The 16,327-nt window shown below is 42.8% G+C and carries 17 protein-coding genes; 5 read left to right on the top strand and 12 right to left on the bottom strand.

From position 1 onward, the window contains the following. Nucleotides 1–3: 3 nt before the first annotated feature. Complete coding sequence (locus tag JF50_RS22715; protein WP_039611610.1) at nucleotides 4–759, bottom strand: Nif3-like dinuclear metal center hexameric protein; 756 nt, start codon at nucleotides 757–759, stop codon at nucleotides 4–6. 165 nt (nucleotides 760–924) lie between these two features. Between JF50_RS22715 and JF50_RS22710 the strand changes: the two genes are divergently transcribed. Beyond that, nucleotides 925–1,398 carry a VOC family protein gene (locus tag JF50_RS22710; RefSeq protein ID WP_039611609.1) on the top strand — a complete coding sequence of 158 codons (474 nt, stop codon included), beginning with the start codon at nucleotides 925–927 and terminating at the stop codon, nucleotides 1,396–1,398. A 42-nt stretch (nucleotides 1,399–1,440) separates the two neighbouring features. Here the strand turns inward: JF50_RS22710 and yghU are convergent, their stop codons facing one another. Then, nucleotides 1,441–2,310 carry a glutathione-dependent disulfide-bond oxidoreductase gene (gene yghU, locus JF50_RS22705; protein WP_039611608.1) on the bottom strand — a complete coding sequence of 290 codons (870 nt, stop codon included), beginning with the start codon at nucleotides 2,308–2,310 and terminating at the stop codon, nucleotides 1,441–1,443. Between the two features lie 425 nt (nucleotides 2,311–2,735). Here yghU and JF50_RS22700 point away from each other — a divergent pair, with 425 nt between their 5' ends. Together JF50_RS22700 and JF50_RS22695 are read left to right on the top strand one after the other, a co-directional pair. Then, nucleotides 2,736–3,170 carry a hypothetical protein gene (locus JF50_RS22700; RefSeq protein ID WP_039611607.1) on the top strand — a complete coding sequence of 145 codons (435 nt, stop codon included), beginning with the start codon at nucleotides 2,736–2,738 and terminating at the stop codon, nucleotides 3,168–3,170. A gap of 38 nt (nucleotides 3,171–3,208) precedes the next feature. Then, nucleotides 3,209–5,866 carry a glycosyl hydrolase family 18 protein gene (locus tag JF50_RS22695; protein WP_052262710.1) on the top strand — a complete coding sequence of 886 codons (2,658 nt, stop codon included), beginning with the start codon at nucleotides 3,209–3,211 and terminating at the stop codon, nucleotides 5,864–5,866. Between the two features lie 50 nt (nucleotides 5,867–5,916). Here JF50_RS22695 and JF50_RS22690 read toward each other — a convergent pair whose 3' ends face one another. After that, nucleotides 5,917–6,642 carry an XRE family transcriptional regulator gene (locus JF50_RS22690; RefSeq protein ID WP_235423500.1) on the bottom strand — a complete coding sequence of 242 codons (726 nt, stop codon included), beginning with the start codon at nucleotides 6,640–6,642 and terminating at the stop codon, nucleotides 5,917–5,919. A 229-nt stretch (nucleotides 6,643–6,871) separates the two neighbouring features. On the opposite strand from JF50_RS22690, the gene JF50_RS22685 reads away from it, so the two are divergent. Together JF50_RS22685 and JF50_RS22680 are read left to right on the top strand one after the other, a co-directional pair. Next, on the top strand, nucleotides 6,872–7,210 hold the full coding sequence (locus JF50_RS22685; RefSeq protein WP_235423499.1) for a helix-turn-helix transcriptional regulator: 339 nt from the start codon (nucleotides 6,872–6,874) through the stop codon (nucleotides 7,208–7,210). A 358-nt stretch (nucleotides 7,211–7,568) separates the two neighbouring features. Then, the gene (locus tag JF50_RS22680) at nucleotides 7,569–8,351 is read left to right on the top strand and encodes a hypothetical protein (RefSeq protein WP_039611605.1); all 783 of its coding nucleotides are present in this window, start codon (nucleotides 7,569–7,571) and stop codon (nucleotides 8,349–8,351) included. Nucleotides 8,352–8,409: 58 nt separating this feature from the next. Here JF50_RS22680 and lipA read toward each other — a convergent pair whose 3' ends face one another. The 9 genes from lipA to rsfS all read right to left on the bottom strand — a co-directional run bounded on the left by lipA (nucleotide 8,410) and on the right by rsfS (nucleotide 16,320). Continuing rightward, nucleotides 8,410–9,375: a lipoyl synthase gene (lipA, locus tag JF50_RS22675; protein ID WP_039611604.1), complete on the bottom strand. Its 966-nt coding sequence runs from the start codon at nucleotides 9,373–9,375 to the stop codon at nucleotides 8,410–8,412. Continuing rightward, nucleotides 9,372–10,025 (bottom strand): lipoyl(octanoyl) transferase LipB, encoded by a 654-nt coding sequence (gene lipB, locus JF50_RS22670; protein ID WP_039611603.1) that lies wholly within the window; start codon nucleotides 10,023–10,025, stop codon nucleotides 9,372–9,374. Before lipB ends, lipA begins: the two co-directional genes overlap by 4 nt. A 12-nt stretch (nucleotides 10,026–10,037) precedes the next feature. Beyond that, nucleotides 10,038–10,316 (bottom strand): DUF493 family protein YbeD, encoded by a 279-nt coding sequence (ybeD, locus tag JF50_RS22665; RefSeq protein WP_039611602.1) that lies wholly within the window; start codon nucleotides 10,314–10,316, stop codon nucleotides 10,038–10,040. 162 nt (nucleotides 10,317–10,478) lie between these two features. After that, the gene (locus JF50_RS22660; RefSeq protein WP_039611601.1) at nucleotides 10,479–11,642 is read right to left on the bottom strand and encodes a serine hydrolase; all 1,164 of its coding nucleotides are present in this window, start codon (nucleotides 11,640–11,642) and stop codon (nucleotides 10,479–10,481) included. A gap of 147 nt (nucleotides 11,643–11,789) precedes the next feature. Continuing rightward, a complete protein-coding gene (locus JF50_RS22655; protein ID WP_039611600.1) occupies nucleotides 11,790–12,545 on the bottom strand; it encodes a septal ring lytic transglycosylase RlpA family protein in 756 nt (251 codons plus the stop codon). A gap of 3 nt (nucleotides 12,546–12,548) precedes the next feature. Next, a complete protein-coding gene (rodA, locus tag JF50_RS22650; RefSeq protein ID WP_039611599.1) occupies nucleotides 12,549–13,655 on the bottom strand; it encodes a rod shape-determining protein RodA in 1,107 nt (368 codons plus the stop codon). Beyond that, a complete protein-coding gene (gene mrdA / locus JF50_RS22645; protein WP_039611598.1) occupies nucleotides 13,652–15,523 on the bottom strand; it encodes a penicillin-binding protein 2 in 1,872 nt (623 codons plus the stop codon). Before mrdA ends, rodA begins: the two co-directional genes overlap by 4 nt. Before the next feature lie 7 nt (nucleotides 15,524–15,530). Further along, nucleotides 15,531–16,001: a 23S rRNA (pseudouridine(1915)-N(3))-methyltransferase RlmH gene (gene rlmH / locus JF50_RS22640; RefSeq protein ID WP_039611597.1), complete on the bottom strand. Its 471-nt coding sequence runs from the start codon at nucleotides 15,999–16,001 to the stop codon at nucleotides 15,531–15,533. Between the two features lies 1 nt (nucleotide 16,002). Next, nucleotides 16,003–16,320, bottom strand: a complete 318-nt coding sequence (gene rsfS, locus JF50_RS22635) for a ribosome silencing factor (RefSeq protein WP_039611596.1) — start codon at nucleotides 16,318–16,320, stop codon at nucleotides 16,003–16,005. Between the last annotated feature and the right edge of the window lie 7 nt (nucleotides 16,321–16,327).

Below are 16,327 nucleotides of genomic sequence, written 5' to 3'. Positions count from 1 at the left end.
AAGTTAAACCGGGTTATTAATATCGATAAACTCAACATCGAGGTCATATTTATCAGCTAAATATTCACCCAGAGCTTTAACACCGTATCGTTCTGTCGCGTGGTGGCCTGCGGCAAAAAAGTGAATACTCTGCTCGTTTGAGCTATGAATTGTTTGCTCAGAGGCTTCCCCGGTTAGGTAAGCATCAATACCTTGGCTGGCTGCGAGATCAATAAAACTTTGTCCCCCACCAGTGCACCATGCAATTGTCTTAATCTCATGATCACCAGCTTGGTTTACTAGGGGGGTTCTCTCTAGTTTGTTTTCTATTAATTGCGTAAATTCGCTGACTGTCATTGGCGTTTTTAACTTTCCTTTAACGGCGACACTGTTTTTATTCCAAGGCTCTAGTGGACGTTCTACAACGAGATCTAGTAACTCTCCCAGTTGGGCATTGTTACCAAGCTCTGGGTGGACATCAAGCGGCAAGTGGTAGGCCAATAAGTTGATATCATGAGCTAAAAGACTTTGGATCCGGCGTTTTTTCATGCCTGTTATTGGTTGATCTTCACCTTTCCAAAAATAACCGTGATGAACTAAAATCGCGTCGGCTTGTTTCTCTATTGCAGCATCGATTAAAGCTTGGCTGGCAGTCACACCAGTAATGACCTTTTTAATCTCTGATTTCCCCTCAACTTGTAAACCATTAGGACAAAAGTCATTTATCTGAAAGGGTTTAAGTAACTCTGTAAGTTGATTGACTAATTTTTTGCGCTGCATAGTGACCCCAAAATGCGATAAAAACGCATAGTTTAGCGTTTTTTTTGCGGAAGGAAAGCAGGATATTGAGATCTATTTAGTCAAAGAGCACGCTAAGTAGAAAGTTGTACTTTAGTCATATTAAGCTAGCTTTAGTGGCATATCATATCTCAGGAGAGTGAAATAATGGCGGTCAAAGCAATTCCCCAAGGATACCACGCAATAACGCCTTATCTTATCGTGCAAGGCGCAAGTGAGGCTATCCAGTTTTACCAAAAAGTCTTCAGCGCAAGTCTCGTTATGCAATTAAATATGCCTGATGGGTTAATTGCACATGCTGAACTGAAAATTGGAGATTCTCATATTATGATCAGTGACGAATGTCCTGATATGCATTTCAAGGGGCCAAAGCAGTTGGGTGGCACAGCAGTCTCCTTAATGCATTATGTTGACGATGTGGATTTCGTGTTTTCACAAGCTTTGGCGATGGGGGCGAAAGAAGTGAGAGCGGTTGAAGATCAATTTTATGGTGATAGGGCGGGTACACTTGAAGACCCTTTCGGTCATGTGTGGACGATTGCCACTCATATTGAAGATTTATCGGAGACAGCGTTGCAAGAGAGAATGAGTGAGTTTATGTCAAAACAGTCTGATAAGTAATAAATAGTTCAGCACCCTTGAAGTGGTGCTGAACGTGTAAATTCATCGGTCGTTTCTTTTATCTTGGGTATTCAAGTCAAAGTCGCTTGCGTGGTGCCTTTCATGAAGTTGCTCGTTGTCTTCTCCCCAGGTACGATTGACCATTCTGCCACGTTTAACGGCATTTCGATTGCTGATGAGCTTTGCCCAGCGTTGAACATGAGGATAGTCTTGCACATTTAAAAACTCTGCAGCATCGTAAAGACCACCCGTTACTAGTACGCCATACCAAGGCCAAATTGCAATATCGGCAATGGTGTACTCATCGCCGCATAGATAGGTTTTATCTTGTAAATGGATATTTAAGACATCTAGCTGCCGTTTTACTTCCATGGTGTATCTATCAATCGGATATTGAAACTTTTCTGGCGCATAGGCATAAAAGTGACCAAACCCTCCGCCTAGAATAGGCGCGGACCCCATTTGCCAAAACAACCAGTTGAGGCACTCTGTTCGCATACTAAGAGATTTTGGAATGAACTCTGAGAATTTTTCAGCGAGGTATAACAAAATGGCACCAGACTCAAATACGCGGATGGCAGGTTGTTGACTATTGTCAATCAGCGCTGGAATTTTTGAATTGGGATTGATATTGCAGAATCCGGATGAAAATTGATCCCCCTCCATAATATCAACTAAAAATGCGTCATATTCTGCTTCTGAAATGCCTTTTTCAAGCAATTCCTCAAGCAAGATGGTTACCTTAACGCCGTTAGGCGTAGCTAAAGAATACAGCTGAAGCGGATGTTGACCAACTGATAATGACTTTTCGAATCTATGTCCGGCGGTAGGGCGGTTGATATTGGCAAATTTCCCGCCATTGCCACTTTGCCATTGCCATACCTTTTCGGGGGTGTAAGTAGTTTGTGTCATGCATTTTCCTTTTTAGTAATTACTGTACATCGAGTTGACCGTGAATTGCTTATTTTAAGTTCAGTAATTAAGAATAAGTCTGGGTCGATCTGCGCGATACGACAAATGTGATCGTTAAAAGCTTCCCGATAAGTGGACATTTATTGTCTTACGGCACTGTGGTTATAGGTTTATTTCGTTAAGCTGTTTAGTCAATTATTTTTACTATTTTATTACATTATCCAAAATTCTTCTTATTTTTTTAAAAGCTTTAGATTCAATATTATAGCGATAGAAAAAGACTGAAGTGGGGAGTTTTATCTCCGACGCTAGCTAGGTTAGTGGATTTTTAGTCCCTAAAGTGGGTTGTGTTTTACTATATATTAGGTACATTGGTGTTAATAATATTTTTTATTTTGTTAACTCAACTTAAGAGACTCTTGGTAATGCGTAAAGCTTTTCGCCCAATCATTATTTTTTTAGCACTCAATGGTGCATTTTTTTCCAACGCCGATGACAGCGCTGTCTCCTCTTCCGCGGGTACGAGTGAAAAGGTGCTTGAGCGGCGTATCGCTGGTTTATGGCATGACGTAAATAACAGTAATTTTAGCAATGGCCACTTAATTATATCTCAGCAGGGAAATGAAGTGTTTACTGCACATTACTTAGAGTTCAAAGGCACCCCCTTTGTTGAGCATGGTAATGGGGTACGTGAACAAGACACTATTACAGTTAAAGTACAAGTGACACAGCAGATCCCAGGCTGGACGACAGAGGGGGTACACACACTGACATTGTCTGACGATGGGCAGTATTTAATTGGTGAATACGCTTCGGGAGGAAGTAAGGGTCCACTGAAGTTTAAAAAAGCAGGTAAGTAATACGTGCACAAAAATAAAAACATGTAGAAGGATATAAAATGAAAACAACACATAACAGGGCGCTCACTCGAGTTAAGCAGGCATTGCTTATCTCTGGCTTTATTGCCTCCTTGCCCACATTGGCTGCGGCTCCTGGCGCACCAAAAGTAGAATGGATGGTCGAAAAGCACAGTTTGGTTACGATAACAGATTCACTGGCATACAAAGATGTTGTCGTTGCGCCAAGTGTTGATGTTTCTGTGCCTTGGTCAAAATGGACTGGGGAGGCTGGAGAAACAGTTAAAGTATTATTGGATGGGCAAGTCGTTCATAGCCGCACTTTAACCGAAGTAGGCAGCTCACAATCGGGTGTAGAAACATTAACGTTTACAAAGGGCGGGAAATTTAATTTAACAGTTCAGCTGTGTAATATTGATGGTTGTAGTGACAGCACAAATAAAAAGGTGCTTGTGGTGGCAGATACGGCGGGGAGTCATTTAGATCCGCTGCCGATGAAAGTGAATGATCCACGTTTTCCAATTGAGATGACCAACCGCTCTTATGTGAACACAACAGGCAAGGTGGTTGCAGCATATGCCGCTGAGTGGTCTGTTTATCGTGTAGAGGGCATGGATTATTACATTGACAATATCCCAGCTGAAAACTTGACGCATATTTTTTATGGGTTTGTTGCGATCGCTGGTCCTAATGAATCTTTTAAAAAGGAAAACCCAACAGGTTATGATACCTTTCAGCGCGTTACAGCTGGCTTGAGCGACTTTGAGCTTGCGCCACCAGATCCGTGGGCTGCTTATATGAAGCCTGTTGGTGATCAAGTGAATCAGGATGCGATCAAAGGAAATTATGGTCAAATGATGGCGTTAAAGCAGCGTTATCCTGATCTTAAAATTATTCCCTCTATCGGCGGTTGGACGTTATCTGATCCATTTTATTACATGGCGGACGATGCGAAACGAAAAACGTTCGTTGAATCTTGTCGACAGTATTTAAGAACATGGCAGTTTTGGGATGGTATCGACATAGATTGGGAGTTTCCTGGTGTCGCTGCCGCAAACCCGAATTTAGGCGCGCCAAGTGATGGTGCAACTTATATCAAGCTGATGAAAGAGCTACGCGCAATGCTTGATGAAGAAGAGCTGCGTACAGGTCGTAAATATGAACTGACGTCTGCAATCAACGTTGGGTTTGATAAGCTTGATAAAGTGAATTATGGCGAAGCAATAAAGTATATGGACTACATCTTAATGATGTCCTATGACTACTTTGGCGCTTGGGATTTAGAAGGTCTAGGCCACCAGACAGCAGTATATCCATCAGACTTTAAACCTTCTGATGTACGTACAACACAATACAACCTAAAAACAGGCATCGATTTACTTAAAGCGCAAGGCGTTCCCGGTAATAAGCTGATCGCAGGTATTGCCATGTATGGCCGTGGCTGGACAGGCGTTGAACATACCCCTGGTACACATCATATGCAAGGTAAAGCGACGGGTCCTTCAGCACCAGCTGATGCCTTTAAACTGGAGCCTGGCACACTGATGTATGCAAACATTGCACAGTGGGCGAAACACCCGGATTGGGAATATCATTATGATACTGTCGCACAGGCGCCATATATTTACCGCCCGAGTACAGGTGATCTGATCTCTTACGATGATCAAAGATCGATCAAAGCCAAAGGTGAGCTTGTATTCCAAGAAGGGCTTGCTGGTATGTTCGGTTGGGAAATCGACACAGACAATGGCGATATTTTAAATTGGATGCACGAGTCGCTTGGTCATCCTCTTGTAGATGGTTCTAACCGTGCGCCTGTGGTTAATGCTGGCGCGGATCAAAGTGTGTTATCAGGCTCAGTGGTTAAACTGGCTGCGACTGCGAGTGATGCGGATAACGATGCACTTACCTATCAATGGCAGCAAGTATCCGGCCCTGCGGTTACTTTGGGTGTCACCAGTGCATTGAATCTAGAGTTTGTGGCACCTGATGTGGTAGGTGAAGCGACTGTGACGCTACGTTTTAGTGCTAATGATGGCAAAGGTGCCAATACCAGTGATGAAGTTGTGATCACGGTTCGTGATAGCGTTGTGAATACGCCACCGGTAGTGAATGCAGGTGCAGATCAACAAGTTGAATCTGGTTCTGCTAATGTGACGTTAGATGGCAGTGCGACGTCAGACGCTGATGGTGATGTGCTTACTTACATTTGGACTCAAGTTTCAGGCCAAGCTGTTGTGCTTGCTGGAAGTGATACGTCTAAAGCAAGCTTTTCAGCGCCAGAGCTTACGCAGCCTGAACAGTTGGTATTCCAGCTAAGTGTATCTGATAACGGTGTTGATAGTTACACAGATACTGTGTCTGTGACTGTAACCCCTAAAGGAACAGGTGGCCATCCAGCCTATGATGCAGCTGCAGTGTACAATACTGGCGATCGAGTGAGCCACTTTGATCAAGAAGTGCAACAGATATTGGTGTGGGAAGCGAAGTACTGGGTATCTGGTGTTGAGCCAACGCGGTTTGCGGATGCATGGACTTTGATCAGTCAAGCTGAATTTCCGTGGCATATTGATGTTGCTTACAACACAGGCTCTGAAGTGAACCATTGTGATGCAACTAATCAATGCGCACGTTATAAGGCGCTTTGGTGGACCAAAGGGGATGAGCCAGGTAAAAGTAGCGCATGGCAAAAACTATAAGTTAATACGTGTGGGCGGGTAGTCCACACCTCTTTTTTGTGGGAAAAGGTTTAAGTTAAATCTTTTCCTATCCATACCACTTTACCAATAATTTCAAGTTGTTCCATTTCATCAGGCTTGACTACCTGCTCAACATATTCTTTATTATCGCTGATAAGTCTCACTGAACCGTCTAAATATTGTTGTAGACGTTTTGCGTAGAGTTCTTCACCAAGCCTTACAACATAAATGAGTCCTTCACTGAGCTTTTTATCACTCAAGTCGACCAAAATGGTGTTGTTATTATGAATGGTTGGTTCCATGGAATCACCTTTGGCGAATACCACCGCTAATTTACTTTTTTCAAGATTTTTGTACTCAAGCCATTTTTTTCTAAAAGCTAAATGCCTAGAAACTTGCATTTGGTCATTAAATGCACCGTAGCCAGTACTAACCGAAACATGATATCCAGGTACTAATACAAATGCATCGTTAAACTCATCCAGTTTAACAACGGGATGTAGTGCACTTTCATCACCGATGTCACTTTCTTCTCCAGTGATTAACCAGAGTAAGTTGACTTTGGCCTCAGTCGCGATTCTTTCAATGATGCTAAGCTTTGGATCTTCGCCTTTTAATATTCGACGCAGTGTGCCTTCAGAAACATCAATTTTTGACGCAAATGCCCTTATACTGTGCGGTTTAATTGCTTCCTCGACTCTAGCTGCCAAGGTACTGAGGTAATTTACTCCGTCCATAATGGGTTTATTTCCTGTATCACATTTATTAAGCGTCATGCTCGTCATTATAAGGAGCTTTAAATATAAACTCAATGCAATTTTTTACGCAGAGTTAAATTAATTAATGGTTGTAGTGCGTAACTTTTTAAACTATACTTTATAAAAAATTACGCATTCGAGCTTGTTTATGGTTCAGTATGCATTAATTACGGTAAGTTATAACAGTTAGTAGGGCACCTCGGGGTGCAAACGTACTCACTTGCGTAAAAAAATAAGGAAAGTGAACATGGCCAAACACCTAACATTCAACACTCAAATGAAAACTAGATTATCTCAGCACTTGGTGTCTGCGCATCGAAGTGATGATGTTACTCCCCAACCATCTAAACTTGTTCGTACGCCAAAGGGCGCACAATTACTCAAGTATGCAAGAAAGTGCAGAGGTTATACGCAAGCTGAATCAGCCGCTTGTTATGGGATTGAAGAGAGAACGCTGAGACGCTGGGAAAATAATGAATATAATCCGAGATGGAATGATGTTATTTCGTTAATTGAGGATGTCTACTTGATGGATATTACTCAGGTTATCGAAGGCGTGAGAAATGACCCAGATGTGATTGCGTAAAATATAACGCAAGGTGAGTCACATCAGTAACTGTTTAGCTTATTACGCACTTTGATAAAGTGCGTAACTTAATAAGTACTCGTGCGATACAAAAATTGGTAATGAATTATAGTGAATTAAATAGGAATGCTATTGTGTCATGAGGAAGTGTTATTTAAATCAAAGTGGTATCTAATGGGAAAGTTTAGCTGAAGTTTAAGTTCATAAATATATTGAATAAATTCTCGAAATTTGCTGTTTTTTCTTCGGCGGGTGAGGATTTTGTTGATGGTGAAAACGGCTGCTAGGGTTATCTCAGCAGATAGCTGATTATGCAGTACAGACTATACAGGTTTCTCTCAATGAAAAGGAAATTGTCATGTCTATGTCTAAACTTTCGATCGCACTGGGCTCTGTGTTGACGAGCTTAAATGTATTTGCAGTTGCGCAAAATATTGCAGATGAAGATGGTTTTGATCGGGTCACACACTACGATATGGGCCCTGTGAGCAGCGCTATGATCACCAGTGAACATGCACATAAATTAACGCTCAATGTTCAACTCAGAGATGAGCTGAGTGTCTGTAATCATGCCAACGTCTATTCCAACGAGACGCACACCAATCTTGCAAACTTAAGTGTGTCTGTGGATACGCATAGCATAACGAACTTAACGTTAGAAGCAGATCTACACGACGAAAACGTACTACAAGACTCCAAGACGGTGCACATTAGTTGCATCGATGCACTTGGCGATGACTACAACGTTCTGGTTAATGTGCCAGGCGCGCCGATTGTGGATTGGCAAGTAACTTTGGCACCTGAGGGGAAGTTTATTTATATCCCTTATTCGTATGGATATCATTCGGCATATCGCATTAATAGCCTTTTGAAGGTCAATAATCAAAATACGCAATCTTATTGTACAACGGTCGCAAATCGTGGAGTGTCATTAGGCTTATTTCATGGCGAAGATCGCAAAGGGCCATTTCATTCTGATGTGTTTGTTAAAAATGAAGTTATAACCAACCCTGCACATCAAGTTTTGTATCAAATCATTGAATGTGAGAATGCAGCGGGCAAAACCATGGTTGTTAAAGTGTTTAATCTGACTAATCCAAATAAGATCCATCTTTGGGAAGACCAAGTAATTGTAAAATAGAAGAATAGCCACAAAAAAAGCAAGCTCAGGAGCTTGCTTTTTTATGCTTGACGTAAAGTTATTTTACTTCTTTACCTGCCGCTTGCTGGTCTGCGTGGTAACTTGAACGTACAAACGGACCGCATGCCGCGTGTGAGAAGCCAATTTCATCGGCATACTCTTTAAGGGCATCAAACTCTGCTGGTGGCACATAGCGTTTAACAGGCAGGTGATGCTTAGATGGTGCTAAGTACTGACCAACAGTCAACATGTCTACGTTATGCTCACGAAGATCTCTTAATACTTCTTCGATTTCAGGTATCTCTTCACCTAACCCTACCATTAAACCAGATTTGGTCTTAACTTCTGGATGAGCTTCTTTGAAGCGACGCAATAACTCAAGAGACCATTTATAATCTGCACCTGGACGCGCCAGTTTGTAAAGCCTAGGCGCAGTTTCTAAGTTGTGGTTGAACACATCTGGCGGTGTTTCCGTTAGGATTTCAAGTGCTCTGTCCATACGGCCACGGAAGTCAGGTACTAGAATCTCAATGGTGATCCCTGGGTTATGTTTACGGATCTCTCTGATACAATCAGCGAAGTGCTGAGCACCACCATCACGCAAGTCATCTCGGTCTACCGATGTGATAACCACGTACTTCAGTTTCATATCTTTGATGGTTAGTGCAAGCTTTTCCGGTTCAGCTGCGTCAGGTTTTAACGGACGACCGTGTGCAACATCACAGAATGGGCAACGACGAGTACAAATAGCGCCTAAAATCATGAATGTCGCGGTGCCATGGTTAAAACATTCAGATAAGTTTGGACAAGATGCTTCTTCACAAACTGAATGTAAGCCATGCTTACGCATTGCACTTTTAATGCCTTCAATTCGCTCACTTGATTTTGGCAAGCGGATCTTTAACCACTCAGGCTTACGGAGCATTTGCTCTCGTTCAGTTGGTAGTACTTTGACCGGAATTAATGCCATTTTCTCGGCATCGCGTAGTTTTACACCCGGCTCCATTTTGACTGGTTTACTCATTCGTTCTCAAACCCTTCAGTGTGAACAACATGCTCAGCATTAATACGCTTAAGCATATGCTTAATGAGCCCATTACCCGCTTCTTCAAGCGTATCAGGCCCATTTAAATCGCTAGTTTGTACCATCTCCATGCCAGCATAGCCGCATGGGTTAATACGCAAAAATGGACTGAGGTCCATATTGACATTGAGTGCAAGTCCGTGAAATGAGCAGCCTCGTCTCACTCTTAAGCCTAAAGAAGCAACTTTGCAATTGTTAACATAAACACCTGGCGCATCAGCTTTAGCATAGGCATTGATGTTGTATTCTTGCAAAGTTTCAATAATGGTCTCTTCAAGCCAAGTAACCAGTTCTCGTACGCCAATCTTTAAACGACGTAGGTTAAACAGGACATACATCATTTGCTGGCCAGGGCCGTGGTAAGTTACTTGGCCGCCTCTATCGACTTTGACGACAGGAATATCACCTGGTGCAAGTACGTGTTCGGCTTTGCCGGCTTGACCTTGAGTAAAGACAGGATTGTGCTCAACTAACCAGATCTCATCAGCTGCTGAATCATCACGCTGATCAGTAAAGTGTTGCATTTTCTGCCAAATAGGCTCGTAACTTTGCCGCCCAAGGTGGCGAATGATGATGCTATGGTTGCTCATGGACTTCCTTCACTACAGTACGTAACGAACAGCTTCGATACTACCCAGTTCAGTGTATATCTGCTCAATGTGCTCTTTTGAAGTCACGGTTGCAACTAAAGTTACAGACTCGTATGTGCCTTTGCTACTTGGCTTGACCTTTGGCGCGTAATCGCCAGGCGCAATTGCTTGCATTTTGGTAAGAATCTGATCTGTCAGATCAACGTTTGCCAAGCCCATGACCTTAAAAGTGAATGGGCAGGGAAATTCTAAGTACTCATCAAACTTAGTGTTTTTTACAGGTGTTACCACGACGGTTTCCTCACTACAGATACTAAGCAATGATTATGTAATGTGAATTGTTTTCACTTAGGCATCATTACCTCAATAATGGCGGCATTCTATCATTTTTATGGCAAAAAAAAACGCCTCTAATTGAGGCGTCGTTGCTTTATATACATACTCAATACAGGGTTATTGCATGATCTGTAAACGTAAGTAGTCGTATATGCGACTAAAGAAACTACCTTCTTCAATTTCTTCAAGTGTAACCAATGGGTACTGCGCAATATCCTCACCATCTAATTGTAAGAATAACGTGCCCACTGTACTGCCTTTAGCAAGAGGGGCTGTTAGTGTTTGATCTAGCTCGAAGTGGGCTTTTAAATTTTTGCGTTGACCACGTGGGATCGTAATAGGTGTATCTTGTGTAATACCTAAAGAAACCGTTTCTTTATTACCCATCCAGATACGCTGATCAGCGAAGCTGTCACCCGCTTTGTAAGGTGTGATTGTTTCGAAGAATCTAAAACCATAGTTTAATAGTTTTTTACTTTCGACTTTTCTCGCACGTTCGCTTTCAGTACCCATCACAACCGCGATCAATCTCATATCACCTTTGGTGGCAGATGTCACTAAGCTGTAGCCAGCTTCCGCAGTATGGCCAGTTTTAATACCGTCGACATCAAGGCTAGCATCCCATAACAGCGAGTTACGGTTGTACTGTTTGATGCCATTAAAGGTAAATGACTTTTGTTTGTACAGTGCGTACTCTTCCGGCACGTCACGAATAAGCGCTGCACCTAAAGTTGCCATGTCTCTTGGGGTGGTGAATTGTTCAGGGGCATCCAAGCCATGGCTATTGATAAAGAAGCTGTTGGTCATACCTAGTTTTTCAGCATGTGCATTCATTAAGTCAGCGAATGCACTCTCGCTGCCAGCGATATGCTCAGCCATGGCAACACATGCATCATTACCAGATTGAATGATAATACCGTGGTTTAAGTCATCAACACTGACTTTTTTACCAACTTCGATGAACATCTTTGATGATTCAGGAAAGTTTTTTGCCCAAGCATTCTCACTAATGGTGACCATATCAGTAGGTGCGATATTACCTGCCAAAATCTCTGTACCAATAACGTAGCTGGTCATCATTTTTGTCAAACTCGCAGGCAAGAGTTTGGTATCAGCCTCACCTTCAGCGATGACTTTACCTGTTGTGAAGTCAACTAGGAAGTAGCCTTTTGCACTCATTTGTGGTGGAGAAGGAATGATCTGTGCGCTTGCCGAAAATAATGACAAAGAACACACGACACCAAGGATTTTTTTAACTACTTTTGGTTTAAATACTGTCATCATGCTCGCTTTTCAATTTAGTTTGGGCGATGGCTTGTTTTTGCAGCGCCCAATTGGTTTTATTTTTGTCCTACATACCGAGCAGTATACTTACATGCTGGTGTTAAGTCGCGGAACAAAAATTACGTAATTCAGATTTTGAATATTTTAAAGTTCATATTCGCTATAAAGCAAGAAAGCTTTGTTAAATTCACCTTCTTGTAAGGTTTGTAGCACTTTTTGTGCTGTCTGGTCATCCAAAATCGGTCCAAGTCGCAATTTGTAGAGATTATCTTCAAACGCGATAGGAGTACCTAATTCAAACTTATTCGAAAGCTGTGTTGCCAGTGCTTGCACATTCTCCATGTTGCTGCCAGCCGCTACTTGGACATAAGTTAATCGTGGGCTTTTACGGTCAATGGTAATCGCTTCTATCTTAACCTCAGCTGTACCTTGTAAGTGATACCCGAGTTTATAGGCGGCTGCGTATGAAAGGTCGATTATTCTATCATCATGAAAAGGACCTCGGTCGTTAACTCGGACAATTGCGCTCACATTATTTGCTAAGTTAGTCACCTTGACAAAACTCGGCAGTGGCAGTGTTTTGTGCGCTGCGGTCATATCAAACATGTTGAAGGTTTCACCATTTGAGGTGTAGTAGCCATGAAATTTTCGCCCATACCAAGACGCGGTGCCTGTTTGCGTAAAACCTTTTTCATCAGACATAGGCGTATAACTTTTTCCTAATACTGTGTAAGGGCGGCCTGCACTGACACTTTTTGGTTCATTGGTCACTTTGGCATCTTGCATTTCAAGTTGCGTTGGTGCGCGTAATGGTGCTTTATCTTGGCTTGTATGATATCGACCACTACAGGCACTTAATAATAAAATGGCGCTTAACGGGAGCAGTAGAGTTTTGTTCATAAATTATTTTAGTAGCATTTTTTTATCTGTTGCTATTGCCATAATGATACCGAAACCGGCCATCAGTGTAACCATCGATGTACCGCCATAGCTAATCAAAGGCAATGGAACGCCAACGACAGGTAACAACCCTGAGACCATACCTATGTTGACAAAAATATAGACGAAAAATGTGAGTGTTAAGGCACCTGCAAGTAGTTTGCTAAATGCTTCTTGTGCCTTGACGGCGATGTAAAGGCCTCGGCCTATAATGAATAGATAAACACTCAATAGCATGACGACGCCAAGCAGGCCAAACTCTTCGCTGAGGACAGAGAAAATGAAATCAGTGTGGCGCTCAGGTAAAAACTCAAGTTGAGACTGGGTACCATGCAACCAGCCTTTGCCTTCTATGCCACCAGAGCCAATGGCAATTTTCGATTGGATAATATGGTATCCTGCGCCAAGCGGATCGCTTTCTGGATCCAGCAAGGTTAATACCCGTTGCTTTTGGTACTCGTGCATAACAAAATGCCACATGGCAAAAGCGCCAGGGATCGCAAGCAGCACACTGGTGCCAATTAGCCGCCAGCTGAGTCCAGACAAAAATAAGACAAATATCCCGGAGCTTGCAATGAGCAAAGAAGTACCTAGGTCTGGTTGTTTTTGGATTAAGATTGTTGGCACAAGGACAATTGCAAATCCAATAATGATATGCAGTATTTTTGGCGGTAATTGTTGGCGTCCTATATACCAAGCAACCATCATAGGCACGCCTAACTTCATGATTTCAGAGGGCTGAAATCGAGTAATTCCAATATCTAACCAACGCTTAGCCCCATTGATGGTGATGCCAAAAAAGAATACGCAAATCAGCATGATTAGACCAACCGTATATAACGGAAAAACAAGTCTTTTTAGTGTGTTAGGCGAAATTTGAGCCATGACAACCAGTGCAATTACAGCACCAAACATACGTGTTGCATGGCGAGCCATCATATCCATATTTTGGCCGCTTGCGCTGTAAACTACAGCCAAACTGCCTGCCATCATGATCAACAAGGCGGCAAATAGAGGAAAGTCGATATGAATACGCTGCCAAAAAGAGCGGCGCTGTCTTAATTGATTCATTTACCCTCCGTATGGCTTGGGTAAGTTTCGAAATAATAGTCCATCAGCTTTCTTGCAATTGGTGCGGCAATGGTTGACCCACCACCTTGGTTTTCTACAATAACGGTCACCACGATGCGGGGGTCGTTGTAAGGTGCAAATCCGACATAAATCCCATTATCTCGATGTTTTTCTTTGAGACTCTCAGCATCGTATTCCTCGCCTTGAGCAATACTTACAATTTGGGCTGTGCCTGTTTTTCCTGCGGGGTCGTAATTGGCACCTAAAAATGCCTTATGTGCAGTACCTCGGGCTTTTTTTACCGTGTTATGCATGGCATCTAAAGCGATTTTCCAATGATGTGGGTTCTTTAACACCACAGGTGGTTTTTCTTCGGTGTACATTTGTTCTACATCATTGTCTTGCTTTGCGACTTGCACAAGGTGGGGAGGACGATGTATTCCTTTATTGACTAAAATAGAAACTGCATTAGTAATTTGCATTGGCGTCGCTGTCCAATAACCTTGGCCAATGCCTACTGAAATCGTGTCTCCAGGCCACCACGATTCTTTAAATCGCTGTCTCTTCCACTCGGTTGTGGGCATGATTGCTGGTGTTTCTTCATGGATATCAATGCCTGAAAGATCACCAAAACCGAATTGGCTCATAAAGTTACTAATTTTTGTGATCCCGAGTTTGTAAGCGGTTTCGTAAAAATAGGTGTCACAAGATTGCTCTATCGCTTCATACACATCTACGTGTCCGTGTCCCCACCGGAGCCAGTCACGCCACCTGTGTTCGACATTTGGAATTTGAAAAAAACCGGGATCCCATATTTTAGTGTCTTCTTTAACAATCCCTTCTTCTAAAGCCAAAATTGCAAGGTGAGGCTTAACCGTTGATGCTGGTGCATATCGCCCCTGAGTTGCGCGGTTTATTAATGGCCTATCGGGGTTAAGTAATGCTCGATAATCTTTACTACTGATCCCATGTACAAACAAATTAGGGTCGTAGCTGGGGTTTGAATAAAGGGCTAATATCCCGCCGTCTTTCGGGTCCATAACGACAATAGCACCACGTACTCCCTCGAGTACTTCTTGTGCAATTTTTTGTAAACCAATATCTAAAGTGAGTACCAAATCTTCACCAGGTTTTGGGTGCTCAATACTGAGTGAGCGAATGATCCGCCCGCGGTTGTTCACCTCTACACGTTGCGATCCCACTTGACCGTGTAAGCGTTGTTCATAGAATTTTTCGATCCCCAATTTGCCAAAGTCATGTGTGGCGCGATAATTTTTAGCCTGTCCTTGAGATTCAAGTTCACTGAGCTCTTTTTTGTTGAGGCGAGAGACGTACCCTAAAGCGTGAGTGAGTGCGTCTCCATAGGGGTAATGCCTAGCAAGCCTTGCTTCCACACTGAATCCTGGGAATCGGTGTTGATTGACGGAGAAAATGGCAACCTCTTGCTCATTCAGTCGGGCTTTAAGCACTTGGCTTTTGAAGCGCCTTGAACGGCGATTGCTCTTTTTGACGGTATTTTTTTGTGCATCAGTGATGCTGATTATTTCACTTATTAATTCAAGCGACTTGTCGAGATCATCCACTTGCTCGGGGATCACCTCAAGATTATAAACTGGCCTATTCTCGGCTAGTAGCACCCCATTTCTGTCATAAATCAGTCCACGATTGGGCGCAATCGGAATAACTTTGATACGATTATCATTTGAACGAGTTTGATACGTTTCGTGTTTCTCAACTTGCAATGTGTAGATATTGTTGAGCAGTACACCAATGAGAATGACGACAAAAACAAAGCCAACAAACGCGCGACGCGCAAACAAATTGGCTTCAGCGCTGTGGTCGCGGATCGTTGGCCGGTTTTTTATCATGGAATAATTATTCTCTGTGGTAAGGGTGGTTGTTGTTTAAGCTCCAGCCGCGATATAGGCTTTCAGCTACGACAATTCTGACCAGCGGGTGCGGCAAAGTGAGGTTTGACAGTGACCACTTTTGCTCTGATGCGGCGATACATTCTGGTGCAAGGCCCTCAGGTCCACCGATGAGTAAGCTGACATCACGGCCATCAAGTTGCCATTTTTCCATGTTACTTGCTAATTGGTGCGTATCCCAAGGCTTACCTGTTACTTCAAGCGTCACGATTCGGTTTCCCTTGGGAATAGCGGCGAGGGTTTTTTCACCCTCTTGTTGCAAAATCCGCTTGATATCAGCATTTTTACCGCGCTTACCCGCGGCAATTTCGATCAGCTCTAATGGCATATCCTTGGGGAAACGTCTTTGGTATTCTTTAAACCCTGTTTCTACCCAAGCTGGCATTTTTGTACCAACCGCAATTAACTGAATTTTCACGTTAGCCCCAAAGCTTTTCTAAATCGTAAAAGTCGCGAGTCTGATCTTGCATCACGTGTACAACCACATCACCTAAATCGACCAGTACCCATTCACCAGCATCTTGACCTTCGTGTCCTAGAGGTGTCTCGCCTGCATGGCGTGCTTCTTTTGCAACATGATCAGCAATAGATTGTACATGACGCTTAGAGTTACCAGAGCAAATGACTAGATAGTCTGTGATTGATGATGTCTCACGTACATCTAATTTAACAATGTCACGCGCTTTCATATCGTCGACTTTATCTAACGCAAAGTCTAAAAGTTGTTTTGAATTCAAATCAGAA

The organism is Pseudoalteromonas luteoviolacea (assembly GCF_000814765.1).
Classification (GTDB): Bacteria; Pseudomonadota; Gammaproteobacteria; order Enterobacterales; family Alteromonadaceae; genus Pseudoalteromonas; species Pseudoalteromonas luteoviolacea_H.
The sequence above is the reverse complement of the archived record's forward strand: the minus strand, read 5'-3'. Positions and strand labels throughout refer to the sequence as shown.

Coding starts and splice junctions, on each gene's coding strand:
- JF50_RS22715 (WP_039611610.1), bottom strand. CDS start 759: ATGCAGCGCAAAAAATTAGTCAATCAACTTACAGAGTTACTTAAACCC.
- JF50_RS22710 (WP_039611609.1), top strand. CDS start 925: ATGGCGGTCAAAGCAATTCCCCAAGGATACCACGCAATAACGCCTTAT.
- yghU (WP_039611608.1), bottom strand. CDS start 2,310: ATGACACAAACTACTTACACCCCCGAAAAGGTATGGCAATGGCAAAGT.
- JF50_RS22700 (WP_039611607.1), top strand. CDS start 2,736: ATGCGTAAAGCTTTTCGCCCAATCATTATTTTTTTAGCACTCAATGGT.
- JF50_RS22695 (WP_052262710.1), top strand. CDS start 3,209: ATGAAAACAACACATAACAGGGCGCTCACTCGAGTTAAGCAGGCATTG.
- JF50_RS22690 (WP_235423500.1), bottom strand. CDS start 6,642: ATGACGCTTAATAAATGTGATACAGGAAATAAACCCATTATGGACGGA.
- JF50_RS22685 (WP_235423499.1), top strand. CDS start 6,872: ATGGCCAAACACCTAACATTCAACACTCAAATGAAAACTAGATTATCT.
- JF50_RS22680 (WP_039611605.1), top strand. CDS start 7,569: ATGTCTATGTCTAAACTTTCGATCGCACTGGGCTCTGTGTTGACGAGC.
- lipA (WP_039611604.1), bottom strand. CDS start 9,375: ATGAGTAAACCAGTCAAAATGGAGCCGGGTGTAAAACTACGCGATGCC.
- lipB (WP_039611603.1), bottom strand. CDS start 10,025: ATGAGCAACCATAGCATCATCATTCGCCACCTTGGGCGGCAAAGTTAC.
- JF50_RS22660 (WP_039611601.1), bottom strand. CDS start 11,642: ATGACAGTATTTAAACCAAAAGTAGTTAAAAAAATCCTTGGTGTCGTG.
- JF50_RS22655 (WP_039611600.1), bottom strand. CDS start 12,545: ATGAACAAAACTCTACTGCTCCCGTTAAGCGCCATTTTATTATTAAGT.
- rodA (WP_039611599.1), bottom strand. CDS start 13,655: ATGAATCAATTAAGACAGCGCCGCTCTTTTTGGCAGCGTATTCATATC.
- mrdA (WP_039611598.1), bottom strand. CDS start 15,523: ATGATAAAAAACCGGCCAACGATCCGCGACCACAGCGCTGAAGCCAAT.